Annotated in this window: 16 protein-coding genes and 1 pseudogene; 6 read left to right on the top strand and 11 right to left on the bottom strand. The window is 67.6% G+C overall.

The window, feature by feature from the left end; all coding sequences use genetic code 11:
- Positions 1-55: 55 nt before the first annotated feature.
- From AWB95_RS20775 to AWB95_RS20765, 3 genes are read left to right on the top strand one after another with little or no spacing between them, the layout of a single operon-like run.
- Entirely contained in the window at positions 56-1,033 is a 978-nt protein-coding gene (locus AWB95_RS20775) for a proteasome assembly chaperone family protein (protein ID WP_062541247.1), read from the top strand.
- A gap of 39 nt (positions 1,034-1,072) precedes the next feature.
- Positions 1,073-2,083 (top strand): alpha/beta fold hydrolase, encoded by a 1,011-nt coding sequence (locus tag AWB95_RS20770; protein ID WP_062541248.1) that lies wholly within the window; start codon positions 1,073-1,075, stop codon positions 2,081-2,083.
- Between the two features lie 26 nt (positions 2,084-2,109).
- Positions 2,110-2,796, top strand: a complete 687-nt coding sequence (locus tag AWB95_RS20765) for a PhzF family phenazine biosynthesis protein (protein WP_062541249.1) — start codon at positions 2,110-2,112, stop codon at positions 2,794-2,796.
- On the opposite strand, the gene AWB95_RS20760 is transcribed toward AWB95_RS20765, so the two are convergent.
- The 3 genes from AWB95_RS20760 to AWB95_RS20750 form a co-directional block, all read right to left on the bottom strand.
- Positions 2,793-3,278, bottom strand: a complete 486-nt coding sequence (locus AWB95_RS20760; RefSeq protein WP_062541250.1) for a peroxynitrite isomerase — start codon at positions 3,276-3,278, stop codon at positions 2,793-2,795. The genes AWB95_RS20765 and AWB95_RS20760 overlap by 4 nt on opposite strands.
- Positions 3,279-3,287: 9 nt before the next feature.
- Positions 3,288-3,752 carry a transcriptional regulator NrdR gene (gene nrdR / locus AWB95_RS20755; RefSeq protein ID WP_062541251.1) on the bottom strand — a complete coding sequence of 155 codons (465 nt, stop codon included), beginning with the start codon at positions 3,750-3,752 and terminating at the stop codon, positions 3,288-3,290.
- Positions 3,753-3,876: 124 nt separating this feature from the next.
- Positions 3,877-4,347 carry a LysM peptidoglycan-binding domain-containing protein gene (locus AWB95_RS20750; protein ID WP_085168614.1) on the bottom strand — a complete coding sequence of 157 codons (471 nt, stop codon included), beginning with the start codon at positions 4,345-4,347 and terminating at the stop codon, positions 3,877-3,879.
- A 199-nt stretch (positions 4,348-4,546) separates the two neighbouring features.
- On the opposite strand from AWB95_RS20750, the gene lexA reads away from it, so the two are divergent.
- Entirely contained in the window at positions 4,547-5,242 is a 696-nt protein-coding gene (gene lexA, locus AWB95_RS20745; RefSeq protein ID WP_062541660.1) for a transcriptional repressor LexA, read from the top strand.
- A gap of 5 nt (positions 5,243-5,247) precedes the next feature.
- Here the strand turns inward: lexA and AWB95_RS20740 are convergent, their stop codons facing one another.
- Positions 5,248-7,209 carry an LGFP repeat-containing protein gene (locus tag AWB95_RS20740; protein WP_428838837.1) on the bottom strand — a complete coding sequence of 654 codons (1,962 nt, stop codon included), beginning with the start codon at positions 7,207-7,209 and terminating at the stop codon, positions 5,248-5,250.
- Between the two features lie 229 nt (positions 7,210-7,438).
- Here AWB95_RS20740 and AWB95_RS20735 point away from each other — a divergent pair, with 229 nt between their 5' ends.
- Entirely contained in the window at positions 7,439-8,626 is a 1,188-nt protein-coding gene (locus AWB95_RS20735; RefSeq protein ID WP_062541659.1) for a TerC/Alx family metal homeostasis membrane protein, read from the top strand.
- Between the two features lie 43 nt (positions 8,627-8,669).
- Here the strand turns inward: AWB95_RS20735 and AWB95_RS20730 are convergent, their stop codons facing one another.
- Positions 8,670-9,830 (bottom strand): acyl-CoA dehydrogenase family protein, encoded by a 1,161-nt coding sequence (locus AWB95_RS20730; RefSeq protein ID WP_062541658.1) that lies wholly within the window; start codon positions 9,828-9,830, stop codon positions 8,670-8,672.
- A 76-nt stretch (positions 9,831-9,906) separates the two neighbouring features.
- A pseudogene (locus tag AWB95_RS20725) lies at positions 9,907-10,873 on the bottom strand (methyltransferase).
- A gap of 84 nt (positions 10,874-10,957) precedes the next feature.
- On the opposite strand from AWB95_RS20725, the gene AWB95_RS20720 reads away from it, so the two are divergent.
- Positions 10,958-11,461 (top strand): hypothetical protein, encoded by a 504-nt coding sequence (locus AWB95_RS20720; protein ID WP_062541662.1) that lies wholly within the window; start codon positions 10,958-10,960, stop codon positions 11,459-11,461.
- Here AWB95_RS20720 and AWB95_RS20715 read toward each other — a convergent pair.
- From AWB95_RS20715 to dapF, 5 genes are all read right to left on the bottom strand, one after another.
- Positions 11,446-12,789: a DEAD/DEAH box helicase gene (locus AWB95_RS20715; protein ID WP_062541657.1), complete on the bottom strand. Its 1,344-nt coding sequence runs from the start codon at positions 12,787-12,789 to the stop codon at positions 11,446-11,448. The two genes, AWB95_RS20720 and AWB95_RS20715, sit on opposite strands and share 16 nt — an antisense overlap.
- A gap of 327 nt (positions 12,790-13,116) precedes the next feature.
- Positions 13,117-13,251, bottom strand: coding sequence for a hypothetical protein (locus tag AWB95_RS23995; protein ID WP_099539760.1), 135 nt, complete (start codon positions 13,249-13,251; stop codon positions 13,117-13,119).
- Between the two features lie 88 nt (positions 13,252-13,339).
- Positions 13,340-13,846, bottom strand: coding sequence for a DUF5994 family protein (locus AWB95_RS20710; RefSeq protein WP_099539759.1), 507 nt, complete (start codon positions 13,844-13,846; stop codon positions 13,340-13,342).
- Positions 13,847-13,964: 118 nt separating this feature from the next.
- Positions 13,965-15,371 (bottom strand): GTPase HflX, encoded by a 1,407-nt coding sequence (gene hflX, locus AWB95_RS20705; RefSeq protein ID WP_062541656.1) that lies wholly within the window; start codon positions 15,369-15,371, stop codon positions 13,965-13,967.
- A gap of 45 nt (positions 15,372-15,416) precedes the next feature.
- On the bottom strand, positions 15,417-16,289 hold the full coding sequence (gene dapF, locus AWB95_RS20700) for a diaminopimelate epimerase (protein WP_085168591.1): 873 nt from the start codon (positions 16,287-16,289) through the stop codon (positions 15,417-15,419).
- Between the last annotated feature and the right edge of the window lies 1 nt (position 16,290).

Raw genomic sequence — 16,290 nt, 5'->3', positions numbered from 1 at the left:
AGAGAGACTATGTGAGGGTGGCGCGATACGCCGCGCCGCGACGAGGAGGCAATCGATGGGCCACCACCAGCCCCCGGACCAGGGACAGCACTACCAGCCCGAACAGAACGGAATGTACGAGCTCGAGTTCCCGGCGCCGCAGTTGTCGTCGTCGGATGGCCGCGGACCGGTACTGGTACACGCCCTGGAGGGCTTCTCCGACGCAGGTCACGCGATTCGGCTGGCCGCCACCCACCTCAAGGAAGCGCTGAAGACCGAGCTGGTGGCGTCGTTCGCCATCGACGAGCTGCTGGACTACCGCTCGCGCCGGCCGCTGATGACGTTCAAAACCGACCACTTCACCAACTACGACGACCCCGAGCTGAGCTTGTACGCCCTGCACGACAGCGTCGGCACGCCGTTTCTGCTGCTCGCCGGCATGGAGCCGGACCTGAAGTGGGAGCGGTTCATCAGCGCGGTGCGGCTGCTGGCCGAACGTCTCGGGGTCCGGCAGACCATCGGGCTGGGCACCATCCCGATGGCGGTCCCCCACACCCGGCCGGTGACCATGACGGCGCACTCCAACAACCGCGAGCTGATCGCCGACTTCACCCCGTGGATCGCCGAGGTCCAGGTGCCCGGCAGCGCGTCGAATCTGCTCGAGTACCGGATGGCCCAGCACGGCCACGAGGTGGTCGGGTTCACCGTGCACGTCCCCCACTACCTGGCCCAGACCGACTATCCGGCCGCCGCGCAGGCGCTGCTGGAGCAGGTCGCCAAGACCGGATCGCTGCAGCTGCCGTTGCAGGCACTCAAAGAAGCGGCCGCCGATATCCGGGCCAAGATCGACGAGCAGGTCGAGGCCAGTCCCGAGGTGGCCCAGGTGGTGGCGGCGCTGGAGCGCCAGTACGATGCGTTTGTCGCCGCTCAGGAGAACAGGTCGCTGCTGACGCGCGACGAGGATCTGCCCAGCGGCGACGAACTCGGTGCCGAGTTCGAGCGATTTTTGGCCCAGCAGGCGGAGAAAAAGTTCGACGACGACGATCCGGCCTGACGGGTCCGCCCTGACGGGCCCGACGACGAAGTTGGCGACATGACCAGACTCCGGCCGGTGCGTGAGGTGACGCCGTCACTGCAGTTCCGCACCATCCACGGGTACCGGCGGGCCTACCGGATCGCCGGTTCCGGGCCGGTCATTCTGCTGATCCACGGGATCGGCGACAACTCCACCACCTGGGAAGCCGTGCACGCCAGGCTGGCGCAGCGGTTCACCGTGATCGCCGTCGACCTGCTGGGCCACGGGCAGTCGGACAAGCCGCGCGCCGACTACTCGGTCGCCGCCTACGCCAACGGGATGCGCGATTTGCTGTCCGTGCTCGACATCGAGCGGGTCACCGTGGTCGGCCATTCGCTCGGCGGCGGGGTGGCGATGCAATTCGCGTACCAATTCCCGCATTTGGTCGAACGGCTGGTTCTGGTCGGGGCCGGCGGCATCACCGGGGACGTGAACCTGGTGCTGCGACTGGCCTCGCTGCCGCTGGGCGGCGAAGCGCTGGCGCTGCTGCGCCTGCCGTTGGTGCTCCCGGCCGTGCAGATCGCGGGTCGCGCGGCGGGCCTGGTGTTGGGCTCGACCGCGCTGGGACGCGACCTGCCGGACGTGCTGCGGGTGCTGGCCGACCTGCCCGAGCCGATGGCCTCCTCGGCGTTCACCCGAACCCTGCGAGCGGTGGTGGACTGGCGCGGTCAAATGGTCACCGTGCTGGACCGATGTTATTTGATGGAATCCATTCCGGTGCAGATCATTTGGGGCACCGAAGATGTTGTGGTACCGGTCAGCCACGCCTATATGGCGCACGCCGCAATGCCCAATTCACGGCTGGAGATCTTCGAGCGCTCCGGGCATTTCCCGTTCCACGACAACCCCGACCGCTTCATCGAAGTCGTCGAGCAATTCATCGATACCACCGAGCCCGCCGAATCCGACCACGCGGCGATGCGGGAATTGCTTCGCAACGGCGGTGGCGCGCGGACGGTGTCCGGTCCGCGCGACACCCGGGTTGCGGTGTTGAACGCCATGGGTTCCGACGAACGCAGCGCCACCTGAATGTCGCACCGTCGTACAGTCACTCCATGAGCATCGACGTGACGGTGTTGCGTGTTTTCACCGACTCGGCCGGCAACTTCGGAAATCCGCTCGGTGTCATCGATGCCAGCACCGTGGATGTCCGTGATCGACAGCGGCTGTCACGCCAATTGGGCTACAGCGAAACGATATTCGTCGATCTGCCGGCGCCGGGCTCGACCACGGCGCATGCCCGGATCTACACGCCGATGACCGAGCTTGCGTTCGCCGGGCACCCGGCGGTGGGGCTGGCGTGGTGGCTGCGCCAGCGGGGCACACCGATCCGCACCCTGCAACTGCCGGCCGGCATCGTGCAGGTCAGCTACGACGACGATGTCACCGCCATCAACGCCCGCTCGGAGTGGGCGCCCGAACTGGCGATCCACGATCTCGAATCGCTCGACGAACTAGCCGCGGCCGACCCCGCCGACTTCCCCGACGACATCCAGCACTACCTGTGGACCTGGACAGACCAGGCGGCCGGATCGCTGCGTGCCCGGATGTTCGCGCCCGGCCTGGGCGTCCCCGAGGACGAAGCCACCGGGTCGGCGGCGGTGCGCATCACCGATTACCTCAGCCGCGACTTGACGATCGTCCAGGGCAAGGGGTCGGTGATCGAGACGACCTGGAATCCCGAGGGGTGGGTCCGCGTTGCCGGCCGGGTGGTCGACGACGGCGTGACGCACTTCGTCTAGCCGCTGCGGTGCAGCACCGCGCTGAGGTGGTCCTGCAGCGGCTGGCCGACTGCGCCCATCTGCACCGAATAGGACAGCTCGTCGCCGTCGATGCGGAAGCGGCGCCCCAGGGCGCTGACCTCTTTGGCGGTCGGTGTCAGGCCGATGGTCGACGCGGTCAACGCCATCTCGATGACGTCGCCGCTCCTCGTGTAGGTGCCGACTTCGATTTCGGTGATCCCGCTGGGGTGGGCCAGAACCAACTCGAGTTGACCGGGCTGCGGCACCCGTAGATATCCGGTCTCGGCGTGCAACGGCTTGCCGTCGCTGGCCGACTTGGTCTTTTGCCCGTACGCCAGAAACGGCTTGCCGACATGGCCGAACACGACTTCCTCGAGATACTCGAACGGCTCGATGGTCGGGTATATCCCCGACCCGCGGCCCGTCCAGGTGCCCAGCAGCGGCGCAAGCTCTTCCAGGTCGGGATGCAACTCGGGCGGCATGCAGGAAGCCTAGCCGGGAGTTGAGACCTTGCGGTGCGCGCGCAGCGCCTCGATCTCGCGCTCGAAATCGTCTGCGGAGGAAAAGGACCGGTACACCGAGGCGAACCGCAGGTATGCCACCTCGTCGAGTTCGCGCAGCGGCCCCAGGATCGCCAGGCCCACCTCGTGGCTGGGCACCTCCGGCGACCCCTTGGCACGTACGGTGTCTTCGACCTGCTGGGCCAGCAGGTTCAGTGCGTCGTCGTCGACCTGGCGGCCCTGACACGCCCGGCGCACGCCGCTGATCACCTTCTCCCGGCTGAACGGCTCGGTGACCCCGCTGCGCTTGACCACCGCCAGCACCGCGGTTTCGACCGTGGTGAACCGTCGGCCGCACTCGGGGCATGACCTGCGGCGCCGGATGGCCTGGCCTTCGTCGGTTTCCCGGGAGTCGACCACCCTGGAATCGGGGTGACGACAGAACGGACAGTGCATGGCCGCTCCTTCGCCGCGCTGATAGCCGGGTACCTCAGAACATCCCGAGCGTACCCGCGCGCGACCCGGTAGGCCCAGCGTCACCGGGATCGGCTGCCGCGGTTGGCAGTACACGGCAAAGCCGTCAGCCGACCGGCGCGATCAGCGTCTGCCCCGCGGCCAGCGTCGCGGTGCCGAGGCCGTTGAGCTGGCGGATGCGCTCGGCGACTTGACCGGCCGGCGCGTCCGGCGCCACCCGGGCGGCCAGATGCGACAGCGTCTCCCCCGGCTCGACGCGCACCACGGCAAGCCGGTCGGGCACCTGGCCCGCGGCGTCACTCTGCACCGCCGCGCCGAGGTGGGCGATGAGCCCCAGCCACACCGTGATGACCGCGGCGAGCAGGGCCAGCGCCACCGTTGTCGCCGGCGTGATCGGGCGCGGCCGGTGCGGCGCGCTCGACAGCAACACCCCGGTGCCCCGGTAGCGCGGCGGCGCGACCGCCGGCGCCGTCGGCCGCGGACCATGTGGCCGCAGGTCACGCCTGCCTGCCGGGCCCACCCGGACCGGGCGGGCCCGGCGCGGCAGGTCCGGCCGGATCGTCTCGATGACTGTCATCTGTGCCCCTTCCGTCGACGCCGAATCGATCGCCTGTTCGAACCATAATCGATAGTCCGTTCGAATTACGAACGTGTGATCGAATCGTTGCAATCCGATTCGGACGCTAACCCGACACACCGACAAGCCGCCGGCGCACGGCCGACACGCCTCGAACACATGTTTGAGCTTCGGTGCGATTGGGTCTACATTCGTTCCTATGAGCGAGCGCAGCGATAACCCGGGTACCAGTCGTCGAGAGCGGTCCACGGATTCCGGGCTGACCGAGCGGCAGCGCACCATCCTGGATGTCATCCGCGCGTCGGTCACCAGCCGCGGCTACCCGCCGAGCATCCGAGAGATCGGGGATGCGGTGGGCCTGACGTCGACGTCCTCGGTGGCGCACCAGCTGCGCACCCTGGAGCGCAAAGGCTATCTGCGGCGGGACCCGAACCGGCCGCGCGCGGTCGACGTCCGCGGCGCCGACGAAGCGGCCGGGCCCGCCGTGGTCACCGACGTGTCAGGCTCGGATGCCTTGCCGGAGCCCACCTTTGTGCCTGTGCTGGGGCGCATCGCGGCCGGCGGTCCGATCCTCGCCGAGGAGGCCGTCGAGGACGTCTTTCCGCTGCCGCGCGAGCTGGTCGGTGAGGGCGCGCTGTTTCTGCTGCGGGTGGTCGGCGACTCGATGGTCGACGCCGCGATCTGCGACGGCGACTGGGTGGTCGTACGTCAGCAGAACGTCGCCGACAACGGCGACATCGTCGCGGCGATGATCGACGGCGAGGCCACCGTCAAGACGTTCAAACGCACCGGCGGCCAGGTCTGGCTGATGCCGCACAACCCGGCGTTCGATCCCATCCCCGGAAACGACGCCGCCGTGCTCGGCAAGGTCGTCACCGTCATCCGCAAGATCTGATCCGGCTACTCGGCCCGGGTGAAGCCGTTGACCTGCGCGATTTCCTCACTGGCGAACCAGATTTCGGCGAATGCATCGTCGTAGAGCGCACTGTCGGGTGTGTAGTACAGGCCGAAGCTGGCATTGCCCTTGACCGGGTAACCCTCCGGCGCCTCGTCCGGGTCGTCCAGCGGCAGGTGGATCGCCGGGTTGGCAGGCTCGCCGGGCTCCTCGGTGTCCGCGTCGGCGGCCGCGTGGCGCCCGGAGCGGAGCTCACTCTCGGTGGGAATCCGCGTGGGCGCGGTGTCCACGGCGTCGGGGTCTTCTTCTTCCCCTTCCACGTCCTGTCCGACTTCGGAAGACACTGCGGCGCTGCGCGTTTCGCCCGTCAACAAGCCTTCGTCCGGATCCGTGCCGGATCGAGGGATCCAGCCGCCGTCCGGGCGGCTGGGCTCGGCCATCGGCGAGGGCTCCGCGGGTTGCGGATAGGCGCGGGCGAACGGTGACGTTGCGGGCTCACCCTCGGCGCCGGACGCCCAGCGCCGATCCGGCTCCGGAGCGGTGTCATAGCCGGCCTCCGTTTCGGGTTCGGGTTCGAAAGCCGCGACGCGCGGGGCGGCGGCTTTGCGGCGCCGCCGCCATGCCCGCGGAGCCAGCGCGACCAGCCCGATCAGCAGCAGCATCGGGATGATGCTCAACAGCCACCACCAGTGCCATGCATGCCCGGCGCCTGTGCCGGCTGGCCGTGCGGGAGCGGCCGGCGCGTTCTGTCCGGGGATCTGCAGGCCGGACAGTGACGACGCCAGGTTGGCCGGCTCGGTGCTGAAGGTGTTCTTCGCGCGGTCCCAGGCGATCTTGCCGCCGGTGAACTTCTGGCTGACCACGTCGCGGTCCACCGTCTGATCGCCCACCGGGGCGCCCAGCTTGCCGGTGGCGCCGCCGAGTTTGTCCCACGCCGCCTTCATTGCCCCGCGTACCACGAACGCGCCGTGGTCGGGGGTCCAGAAGATCACCGGCTTGTCGGTGGCCGAAAAGGTGCAGACTCGGCTGGCCGGTTTGATGCCGCCGTCGGCCTCGTTGGCGGTGGGGAAACCCAAATCGCTGCCGGCCGGCCCGCCCAGCGACTCGTATTTGGCCAGGATGTCGCTCTCGACGGCATTGGCGCCGGTGGCCGGGCTGAAAAAGACCTTGCCGCCGGCGAAGTTCTGGGCCAGCCCGTCGTCGCCGATCGGGTACTGCCCGCCCTGTTTGGCGCCCAGCGGACCGGACGCCCCGCCGGCCGCGCGCCAGGCCATGTTGATGGCGGCGGTCGGATCGATCGGAACCTGCAGGTCCGCCAGCTGCTGCGCCAACTCCGGCGGGGTCGTGGTGAACGTCTTGATCAGCCGGTTCCAGGAGACCTGGCCGCCGCTGAACGGCTGCGTGGCGACCTCGCCGTTGTAGGTTTCGTCGCCGACCGGCACGCCGAGCACGCCACCGGAGCTGCCCAGTTTGTCCCAGGCCGCGTTGATCGCGCCGCGTACGACAAAGGCGCCGTGCTCGGGCGTCCAGAAGATCACCGGCTTGTCGCTGGCCGAGAACGTGCTGACCCTGCTGTCTGGTCCGGCCAGGCCCGGTACCTCGTCGATGGTCGGGAAGCCGAGGTCGCTGCCCGCGGGTCCGCCCAATGACTCGTATTTGTCCAGCACTGCGCCGTACATCGACCGCGCACCGGTCTGGGGCGTGAAAAAGATCTTGCCGTGGTCGAAATCCTGGGCGAACCCGGCGCCGACGGCGTAGACGTCGCCCTGCTTAGCGCCGAGATCCGAGTTCTCGCCGCCGGCGGCCTCCCACGCCGCGGTGATCGCGTCGTCGGCGTCGCTTTCCGGGGACGCCGCTGCGGTGGGCAGCACCAGGGCCTGCACCATGGCCAGGCCCGCCGCCACGGCCACCACACCGAGCGCCGCGCGCCGCACCGCCGTGCCGAATCGTCGTTGCTGCCGTCTCACCGCACCTCCAAAGCCCGCGTCGTCGCCGGGCTGTACTACTTTGCGCCAGCGCAATGCGAATCGCGAAGTCATATCGCAGACATTACGGAAACAGATATCCAGGCGATGTCGAAATGATGCCCGACTGCGTTGGTATCGCGGGATGAGTGCGCTGCGCGTGCAGCAGGGGTGCGTTACCGTGCCGGGAAGGGGCTCAGCGCGGAACGCCACGGGAGGAAACGCATCGGACATGGGTGTTTCCCCATTGGTCTGGACCCTGACCATCGTCGTGCTCGTCGCCCTGACGTTGTTCGACTATTTCTTCCACGTGCGCAAATCGCACGCGCCGACGCTGCCCGAAGCCGCCGTCTGGTCGGCGTCCTATCTGGGAATCGCAATACTATTCGGCGTCGCCGTGATGATCTTCGGTGACACCACGATGGGCGTGGAATATTTCGCGTGTTACTTGAGTAACGAAGCCCTTTCCGTCGACAACCTGTTCGTCTTTCTGGTGATCATCGGCAGTTTCGCGGTGCCGCGGGTCGCCCAGCAGAAAGTGCTGTTGTTCGGCATCGTGGCGGCGACGGTGGCGCGCACCGCATTCATTTTTCTGGGCGCCGCATTCATCACCCTGTTCGGTTGGGCGTTCTACCTTTTCGGGGTTGTCCTGCTGGTCACCGCGGGCAACCTGGTCAGGCCGACGGCATCGGAGGGCCGCACCGCAAACCTTGCTGTCATCCGTATTGCCAAGCGATTCCTGCGCACCTCCGATCGCTACGACGGCGACCGGTTGTTCATTGACGAGAACGGCAAACGGGTGATGACGCCGATGCTGATGGTGATGATCGCCGTCGGCGGCAGCGACCTGCTGTTCGCGTTCGACTCGATACCCGCGTTGTTCGGCCTGACCCAGAACGTCTACCTGATCTTCAGCGCTACGGCGTTCTCGCTCTTGGGTCTTCGGCAGTTGTACTTTCTGATCGACGGTCTGCTGGACCGGTTGATCTACCTGTCCTATGGGTTAGCGGGCATTCTCGGCTTCATCGGCGTCAAGCTAATGCTGCAGGCACTGCACGAGAACAACGTGCCGTTCATCAACGGCGGCAAGCCGGTTCCCGTCGGCAAGGTGAGCACCACCGTCTCGCTGACGGTGATCGTCGTCGTTCTGGTCGTCACGACGGCGGCGTCGCTGCTCTCCGAGCGTGGACGGGTGCAGAACGCCGTCGCCAACGCCCGCCGGCATGCGACGGAGTACCTGGACCGCCACTACGAGGTGGACCCCGTCGAGCGGGAGAAGATCTTCGCCCGGCTACTGCGGGAAGAGGGTCAAATCCGGGCGCTGCCAATGGAATACCGTGCGCGGATCAGAGAGTCCGACGAGCTGATGGATCTGCTCGAGCGGGCCCACCGGGCGCACGACGGGTACAACGGGAGCTAGAGCTAGACGGCGAGGCCGCGCGCGGCGGGTCGCCGCGATGGTGCTATACGCCGAGGCCGCGGCCGATGATCTCTTTCATGATCTCGGTGGTGCCGCCGTAGATCGTCTGCACCCGCGCGTCGAGATAGGCTCGGGCGATTGGGTATTCGCGCATGTAGCCGTAGCCGCCGTGCAATTGCAGGCAGCGATCGATCAGGTGCACCTGTTTTTCGGTGGAGTACCACTTGGCCATCGCGGCCTGCTCGGCGGTCAGCTTCTCCTCCAGGTGCAGCCGGATGAACTCGTCGACCATCATCCGCACCACGGTGGCCTCGGTGGCCAACTCGGCCAGCAGGAACCGGCTGTTCTGGAAACTGCCGATCGGCCGGCCAAACGCCTTGCGCTCCTTGGTGTATTGCACCGTCTGCTCGAGCACGGTCTCCATCGCGGTGGCCGCCATGATCGCGATCGAGATGCGCTCCTGCGGCAGGTTCTGCATGAGGTAGATGAAGCCCATGCCCTCCTGCCCGAGCAGGTTTTCCGCGGGGACCTTGACGTCGGTGAACGACAACTCTGCGGTGTCCTGGGCGTCCAAACCGATCTTGTCCAGGTGCCGGCCGCGCTCGAATCCCTCCATGCCGCGTTCGACGACCAGCAGCGAAAAGCCTTGCGCGCCTTTGTCGGGGTCGGTCTGGGCCACCACGATCACCAGGTCGGAGTTGATGCCGTTGGTGATGAACGTCTTGGACCCGTTGAGCACGTAGTGGTCGCCCTGCTTGACCGCGCGGGTCTTGATGCCCTGCAGGTCACTGCCGGTGCCCGGCTCGGTCATCGCGATCGCGGTGATCAGTTCCCCGGTGCAGAACTTGGGCAGCCAGCGCTGCTTCTGCTCCTCGGTGCACAACCGCAGCAGGTACGGGGCCACGACGTCGTTGTGCAAGCCGAAGCCGATGCCGCTGTAGCGGCCCTTGGTGGTCTCCTCGGTGACGATCGTGTTGTAGCGGAAGTCTGCGTTGCCCCCGCCGCCGTATTCTTCGGGCACCGCCATGCCCAGAAAGCCCTGCTTGCCGGCCTCCAGCCACACCCCGCGATCGACGATCTTGGCCTTCTCCCACTCGTCGTGGTACGGCGCGACGTGGCGGTCCAGGAAGGCGCGGTAGGCCTCGCGGAACAGTTCATGCTCGGGCTCGAACAGCGTGCGCTCATATTTGATGGCGCTACCCATGGATCACCTCCGGCGAATGGGGACTCTTCCGCCCAACATATACCAACCGGGCGGTTGGTTGGACCGCCGGTAGCGCCTAAACCGCCGTCGCCTCCACGATGCTGGCCGGCGAGGCGGTCGGCACCACCCGCGTCATCCGGAATCCGGCCCGCTCGAGCGGGTCGCGGTACTCGGCCGCGGTGCGCTCGCGGGCCGCCGAACACAACAGCATCTCCAAGTCCACCCATTTGCCGAGGAATTCGCGATTGTGCTCCGGGATCACCAACTCGACCAGCAACACCGTCGCGCCGGCTCGAGCTAATGTGCGCACGTTGCGCAGGATCTGTGCGGCCTTCTCGTCGGGCCAGTCGTGGATGACGTTCTTGAGGATGTAGGCGTCCCCTCTTTCGGGCACATTGTCGAAGAACGAGCCCTCGACAATGCACACCCGGTCCGACACGCCGTGCTCCCGTAGCGGCGTCGGGGCTGCGGCGACGACGTGCGGCAGGTCGTACAACACACCGCGGATGTTCGGCGTCGCCGCCAGAATGGCGGCCAACAGCCGGCCGTGCCCGCCGCCGACGTCGACGATCGTGGGATAGGCGCTGAAGTCGTAGCTCGCGACGATCGGAGCCATCGCCAGCTCCGAGACTCCAGTGCTCGCGATGTTGCCGCGACCCGAAGAACCGCGCCGCGCCGGCCATCGATACCGAAGCATCCCGCCGCAGCGTGTCCGCAGGCGGATTCAGCTCGTAGCGGCCGTCGCGACGCCGACGGAATACCCCGCGGCTGATCAACGCCCGCAGTAACCGGCGCAGCGCGTCCGGGTCCGCGCCGACCCGGTCTGCCAACTCGTAAATCCGCAGCGGTCCTTCGGCAAGGGCATCGGCGACGCCGAGCTCGGCGGCTACCGCGATCGCCTGCGACATCCAGGCGGCATGCATCATCTCCATCATCACGGCGGGCGCGGGCGCCAACCGCTGGTGGAGTCGACAGGTGTGGTGGCGAATTCGCTCGATCGCTCGGGCCAGTCCGGCCGGAGGCACTGTGACCGCAGTCGACATGTCTTCAGCAAAGCCTTGCCCGGGGAGCGCGTCTAGAGTGATCGACTACTTCGTGCGTCTTCGTTGCTGAATCAGGAATTGCGCATGGTCGAGACCATCCAGGTGCGAGAACGCGGACAGACGCTGCAGTTCTCGTTCGCCGACATGCTGCGCTACGCCGGGCCGTACTCGCCGGCCGGTGTGGCGCACGCCTTCAAGGTCATGCAGCGGGCGTTCGCAGTGCTGTCGCCGGACGCACCACCACAGCGGCGTTCGGTGGCCGTGCGAACCGCGTTCCGCGGGCCGGGCGCCCGGGACGGTTTTGAGGCCGTGACGCGTGCCGTGGCGGATGGCCGCTACAGCGTGGACCGCAGTCTGGTCCAAGCCGACCGTGGCCGGTTGCTCGAAGACTTTGTCTTCGAGGTGAGCATCGGCGGCAATTCGGTGACACTGATTCTGCGCGACGGGTTCGTCACCGAGGAATTCATCGACCTGGCCCGAACGCAGGACCGCACACCAGAGCAAGAACGCCGACTCGATGCTCTCAAAACCGTTCTGGCGCAACGGGTCATGGAAACACCTGCCGAAGACGTCTACGATGTCGAGTGAGTCACCCGGGTACCCTGCTGGGGACGACGAGCCCGCCGCCGACCCTGGGTGGCGCTCGCCTCGGCCCGGCTGTGCTTGTGAGGATGACTATGTTCTCCGGCGCCGCCGCGTCGCCGTTGTCGCGCACCTCGTGCCGGCTGGGTGGCCTTGGCCGCGGGCTGCCGAAACGGCGCAACCTCGCCGGTGAGTGCGTGCACCGCCGCGGAGTCGGCCACGACCTGTTGCGGCGTGACGGCAATCCCGGCTTTGCGTAACAGCAGCTGGGTCTCCCTGCGCTGCTCGGGCAGCACCACGGTGACCACGTCACCGGCGCTGCCAGCCCGCGCCGTGCGACCGGACCGGTGCAGGTATGCCTTGTGCTCCGCGGGGGGATCCACGTGCACCACCAGCTCGACGTCGTCGACGTGTACGCCACGCGCGGCGATGTCGGTGGCTACCAGTACGCGGGTCTGGCCCGCGGTGAACGCCGCGAGGTTACGCTCACGCGCGGGCTGAGACAGGTTGCCGTGCAGGTCGACTGCCGGCACGCCGGATGCGGTGAGCTGCCTCGCGAGCTTGCGAGCCTGGTGCTTGGTCCGCATGAAAAGAATGCGCCGCCCGGCGCCGGACGCCAGCCGATGCACGAGTTCCTTTTTGGCCTCGACTCCGGCGACGTGGAACACGTGGTGGGTCATCGCCGCCGGCGGCGCGCTGACCTCATCGACGGAGCGCGATACGGGGTTGCGCAGGAAACGCTTGACCAGCTTGTCCACGCCGTTGTCGAGGGTCGCGGAGAACAGCAGCCGCTGACCGCCGGCCGGCGTCGACGCCAGGATGCGGGTGACGCCGGGCAGAAAGCCGAGGTCGGCCATGTGGTCGGCCTCGTCGAGCACGCTGATCTCGACGCCGTCGAGGCTGATCAGGCGCTGTTTCATCAGGTCTTCGAGCCGGCCGGGGCACGCCACCACGATGTCCACGCCGCCCCTGAGCGCGGCCTCCTGGCGGGTTTGCGAAACGCCACCGAAGATCGTGGTGACTTTCAGCCCGTAGGGCCCAGCCAGCGGTTCGAGTGCCTCGCAGATCTGGGTGGCCAGTTCGCGCGTCGGCGCGAGCACCAGACCTGACGGGCGCGACGGGCGTCGCTTGCCGTCCGCAAGCCGGGTCACCAGTGGAATCGAAAATGCCAGGGTTTTTCCGCTGCCGGTCTTGCCGCGGCCGAGTACGTCGCGGCCGGAGAGGGTGTCGGGCAGCGTGCTGACCTGAATCGGAAAAGGCGTGCTGACACCACGGGCGGCGAGCACCCTGACAAGTGGTTTGGGCACGCCGAGGTCAGCAAAGGATGTCGTCATGTGTTGAGTGCCTTTCGGGCATCGGTTGTGCGAGCTGCCGCGACGGAGACGTCAAGCGGCGCTGGCGCACACGGTGGCGAGATTGCCGGTCGGCAAAATCGATCGCCGCAAGAAGAGCTTGTGCGGGTGCACTGATCGCCGGAATCGGCGGATCGGGCCGCAACCTTTCGGTCTACGGCCGGCGCCTGGGCGACGGATAAAGCGTTCCACGACGTATTGGCGTCATTCCTCGTGACACCAACGTTCGGCGCAACCATACCTCACGGCGTGGATCTGCCGTCGGCCGAGCCCCGGCCCGGCGGACATGTCAGCGAAAGTTCTTGTTCCTCAATGCTTCTTGCCATGCAGCGAGACTTCGACCGCAGAGCTGTGGTCTGCCTTGGCCCGCTTGTCGGCACGCTTCTCTTTCAGAGACTTACCGGATTTCTTCGACATCGTTTGCCGAGGAGACTTGTCAGCCATTGTTAGCCCCTTCACATTGGGGCCATTTTCGGTCCCGGTTAACAGAGCCTACGCCCACGATCAGGATTCGGCACTCATCGTTTCGGTGCTAGCGGCCCCGGCGTCGCAGATGCCCGGCGTGGATCCGTAACCGGTCCGCGCCGTCGCCTGCGCTGATACCAAGCAGCCCAGCGACACTCGTGTCGTCGTCCGGCGCAGCGGCGGCCATCATCGTGCTGTGTGCATGATCAGTGTCGGCGTTCGGGGAGACGACCAGAAGGACGACGTTGCTGCGGTTGACGCCAAGCACTTCCAGCGTGTGTGCCGGCTGGTTTTGGAAGCCGTCCAGTCGCACCAGGCCACCGCCTGTCGCGAATTTCACTGGCGCTTTGGGCCATTCATCGAGGTTGTAGAGCACCCGGCCGATGGCGCCGAGTCGCACCGACAGCACGGCAAGCAGGTCCGGAAGCTCGGCGGTGAGCTCATTACTGCGCGGCCACCAGGCGCCGTCGACGTAGCCGCTCGGACGCGCCTTCGGCTTCAACCGCAGCCGCGGTGTCTGGTACGGGGGCACCGGGTGCCGATCGCCTGGAGTTGGGCGCATTTGTAGCGTCATGGCGACGCTCCTGCCTCGGCCGCGAACCGGCCAATCATTCGAATCGACGACGACGCGGCTAGCGCCGCGCGCGAGATACCGTCGACTCCCTCACCCTACGCGCTCGACGGGAACTTTCCTAGGATGCGGAGAACTCACGCAGGCTGGCGGCCAGCGCCACCGGTACGCGGGCCTTGATCCGGGTGCCGTCGCTGTTGTGCTCGGTCTGCTGCACCCGGCCGTCAGCATGCACACGCGACACCAAATCGCCACGGTCGTAAGGGATCACCACGTCGACGGCGGTATCGGTGGGGGCGGCGAGCTCGGCCATCCGCCGGCGTAGCGCGCCGATGCCCTCGCCCGTGCGCGCGGACACCAACAGCGCGCCCGGCAGTGCACGTCGCAGCTTGGCCAGCGCCAAATCGCTTGCGGCGTCGACCTTGTTGACCACGATCAGCTCCGGCGCGGGGTCGCCGTGATGATCGGCGATCACCTCGGAGATCACCTGGCGCACCGCGTTGATCTGAGCCAGCGGGTTGACGTCGGAGCCGTCGACGACATGGACCAGCAGGTCGGCGTCGACGACCTCTTCCAGCGTCGAGCGGAACGCCTCGACCAGCTGGGTGGGCAGATGACGCACGAAGCCGACGGTGTCGCTGACCACGAAGGGCCGTCCGTCGTCGAATTCGCCGCGCCGGGTGGTGGGCTCCAGGGTGGCGAACAGCGCGTCCTGCACCAGCACCCCGGCGCCGGTGAGCGCGTTGAGCAGGCTGGACTTGCCGGCGTTGGTGTAGCCGACGATCGCGATGGACGGCACGTCGCTGTGCAGCCGGCGGCTGCGCTGGGTGTCGCGGACCTGCTTCATCGCCTTGATGTCGCGGCGCAGCTTGGACATTCGTTCGCGGATGCGGCGCCGGTCGGTTTCGATCTTGGTCTCACCGGGGCCACGCAGACCGACGCCGCCGCCGCTGCCGCCGGCGCGCCCACCGGCCTGCCGCGACATCGACTCACCCCAGCCACGCAGCCGGGGCAGCATGTATTCCATCTGCGCCAATGACACCTGGGCTTTGCCTTCGCGACTGGTGGCGTGCTGGGCGAAGATGTCGAGGATCAGCGCGGTGCGGTCGACGACCTTGACCCGCACGGCCTTTTCCAGCGCGGTCAGCTGCGCCGGGGACAGCTCGCCGTCGCAGATCACGGTGTCGGCGCCGGTGGCCAGCACCACCTCGCGCAGCTCCTGGGCCTTGCCCGAGCCGATGTAGGTCGAGGCGTCAGGTTTGTCGCGGCGCTGGATCATGCCTTCAAGCACCTGGGAGCCGGCGGTCTCGGCCAGCGCGGCGAGTTCGGCGAGGCTGGCCTCGGCGTCGGCGGCGCTGCCTTCGGTCCACACGCCGACGAGCACGACCCGCTCGAGACGTAGTTGCCGGTACTCGACCTCGGAGATGTCGGCGAGTTCGGTGGACAGCCCGGCGACGCGGCGCAGCGCCGAGCGGTCGTCGAGCGCCAATTCGCCGGTGCTGGGCGTGAGTTCGGGAAATTCAGTCATAGGCAATTACGATGGTGCCCGCTGCGACGGCGGCGCGCATCCGAATTAACGCTGCTCGGCACGCCACCATTCCTCGCTGAGTTCGCCGCGGGCCACCAGCACCGACGGCCCGCGCAGGTAGCTGGTGCCCTCGGTGATGGTGACGACGACCTCGCCGCCGGGCACCCGCACGGTGAGTGTGCCGGTGGTCGCGCCGGTGAACGCCAGCGCGGCGACGGCAGCGGCGACGGTTCCGGTGCCGCAGGACCGGGTTTCGCCGACGCCCCGCTCGTGTACCCGCATGGAGACCGCACCCTCGTGCGGCGCGGTCAGGATTTCCACGTTCACCCCGTCGGGAAACTGCTCGCGGTCGAACGAGACCGGCGCGGCGACGTCCAGGGCGGCCAGGTCCTCGTCGGTCAGGTCGGCGTCCACGCACGCCAGGTGCGGGTTGCCGACGTCGATCGCCAACCCTGCGAACGGCCGGCCGGCGACGATCGCCTCGCCGACCCCGAGCTCGTTGGTCTTGCCCATGTCGACGGTGACGTCGGCGTAGGCCGGGCCGACGTGGTGCATGCTCACGAGCCGCGGGCCGGCCAGTGATCCGACGACGAACTCGTCGCGCGACTCCATACCGCTGGCCCGCAGGTAGTGCGCGAACACCCGGACGCCGTTGCCGCACATCTGAGCAACCGACCCGTCGGCGTTGCGGTAGTCCATGTACCAGTCGCCGGGGCCGACCCCGTCGGGCAGCCGATCGAGCACCCCGGCCGCCAGGACGGCGCCGGCGGTGGTGACGCGCAGCACGCCGTCGGCGCCCAGTCCGCGGCGCCGGTCGCACAAGGCGGCGACGGCCGCCGGGGTCAGCGGCAGCTCGGCGTGCATGTCGGGCAACAGCACGAAATCGTTCTGCGTGCCGTGGCCCTTGGCGAAATTCACC

Source organism: Mycobacterium celatum (genome assembly GCF_002101595.1).
In the GTDB taxonomy this organism is placed as follows: domain Bacteria; phylum Actinomycetota; class Actinomycetes; order Mycobacteriales; family Mycobacteriaceae; genus Mycobacterium; species Mycobacterium celatum.
Note: the sequence above shows the minus strand (reverse complement) of the source record. Positions and strands in the feature narration are given on the sequence as shown.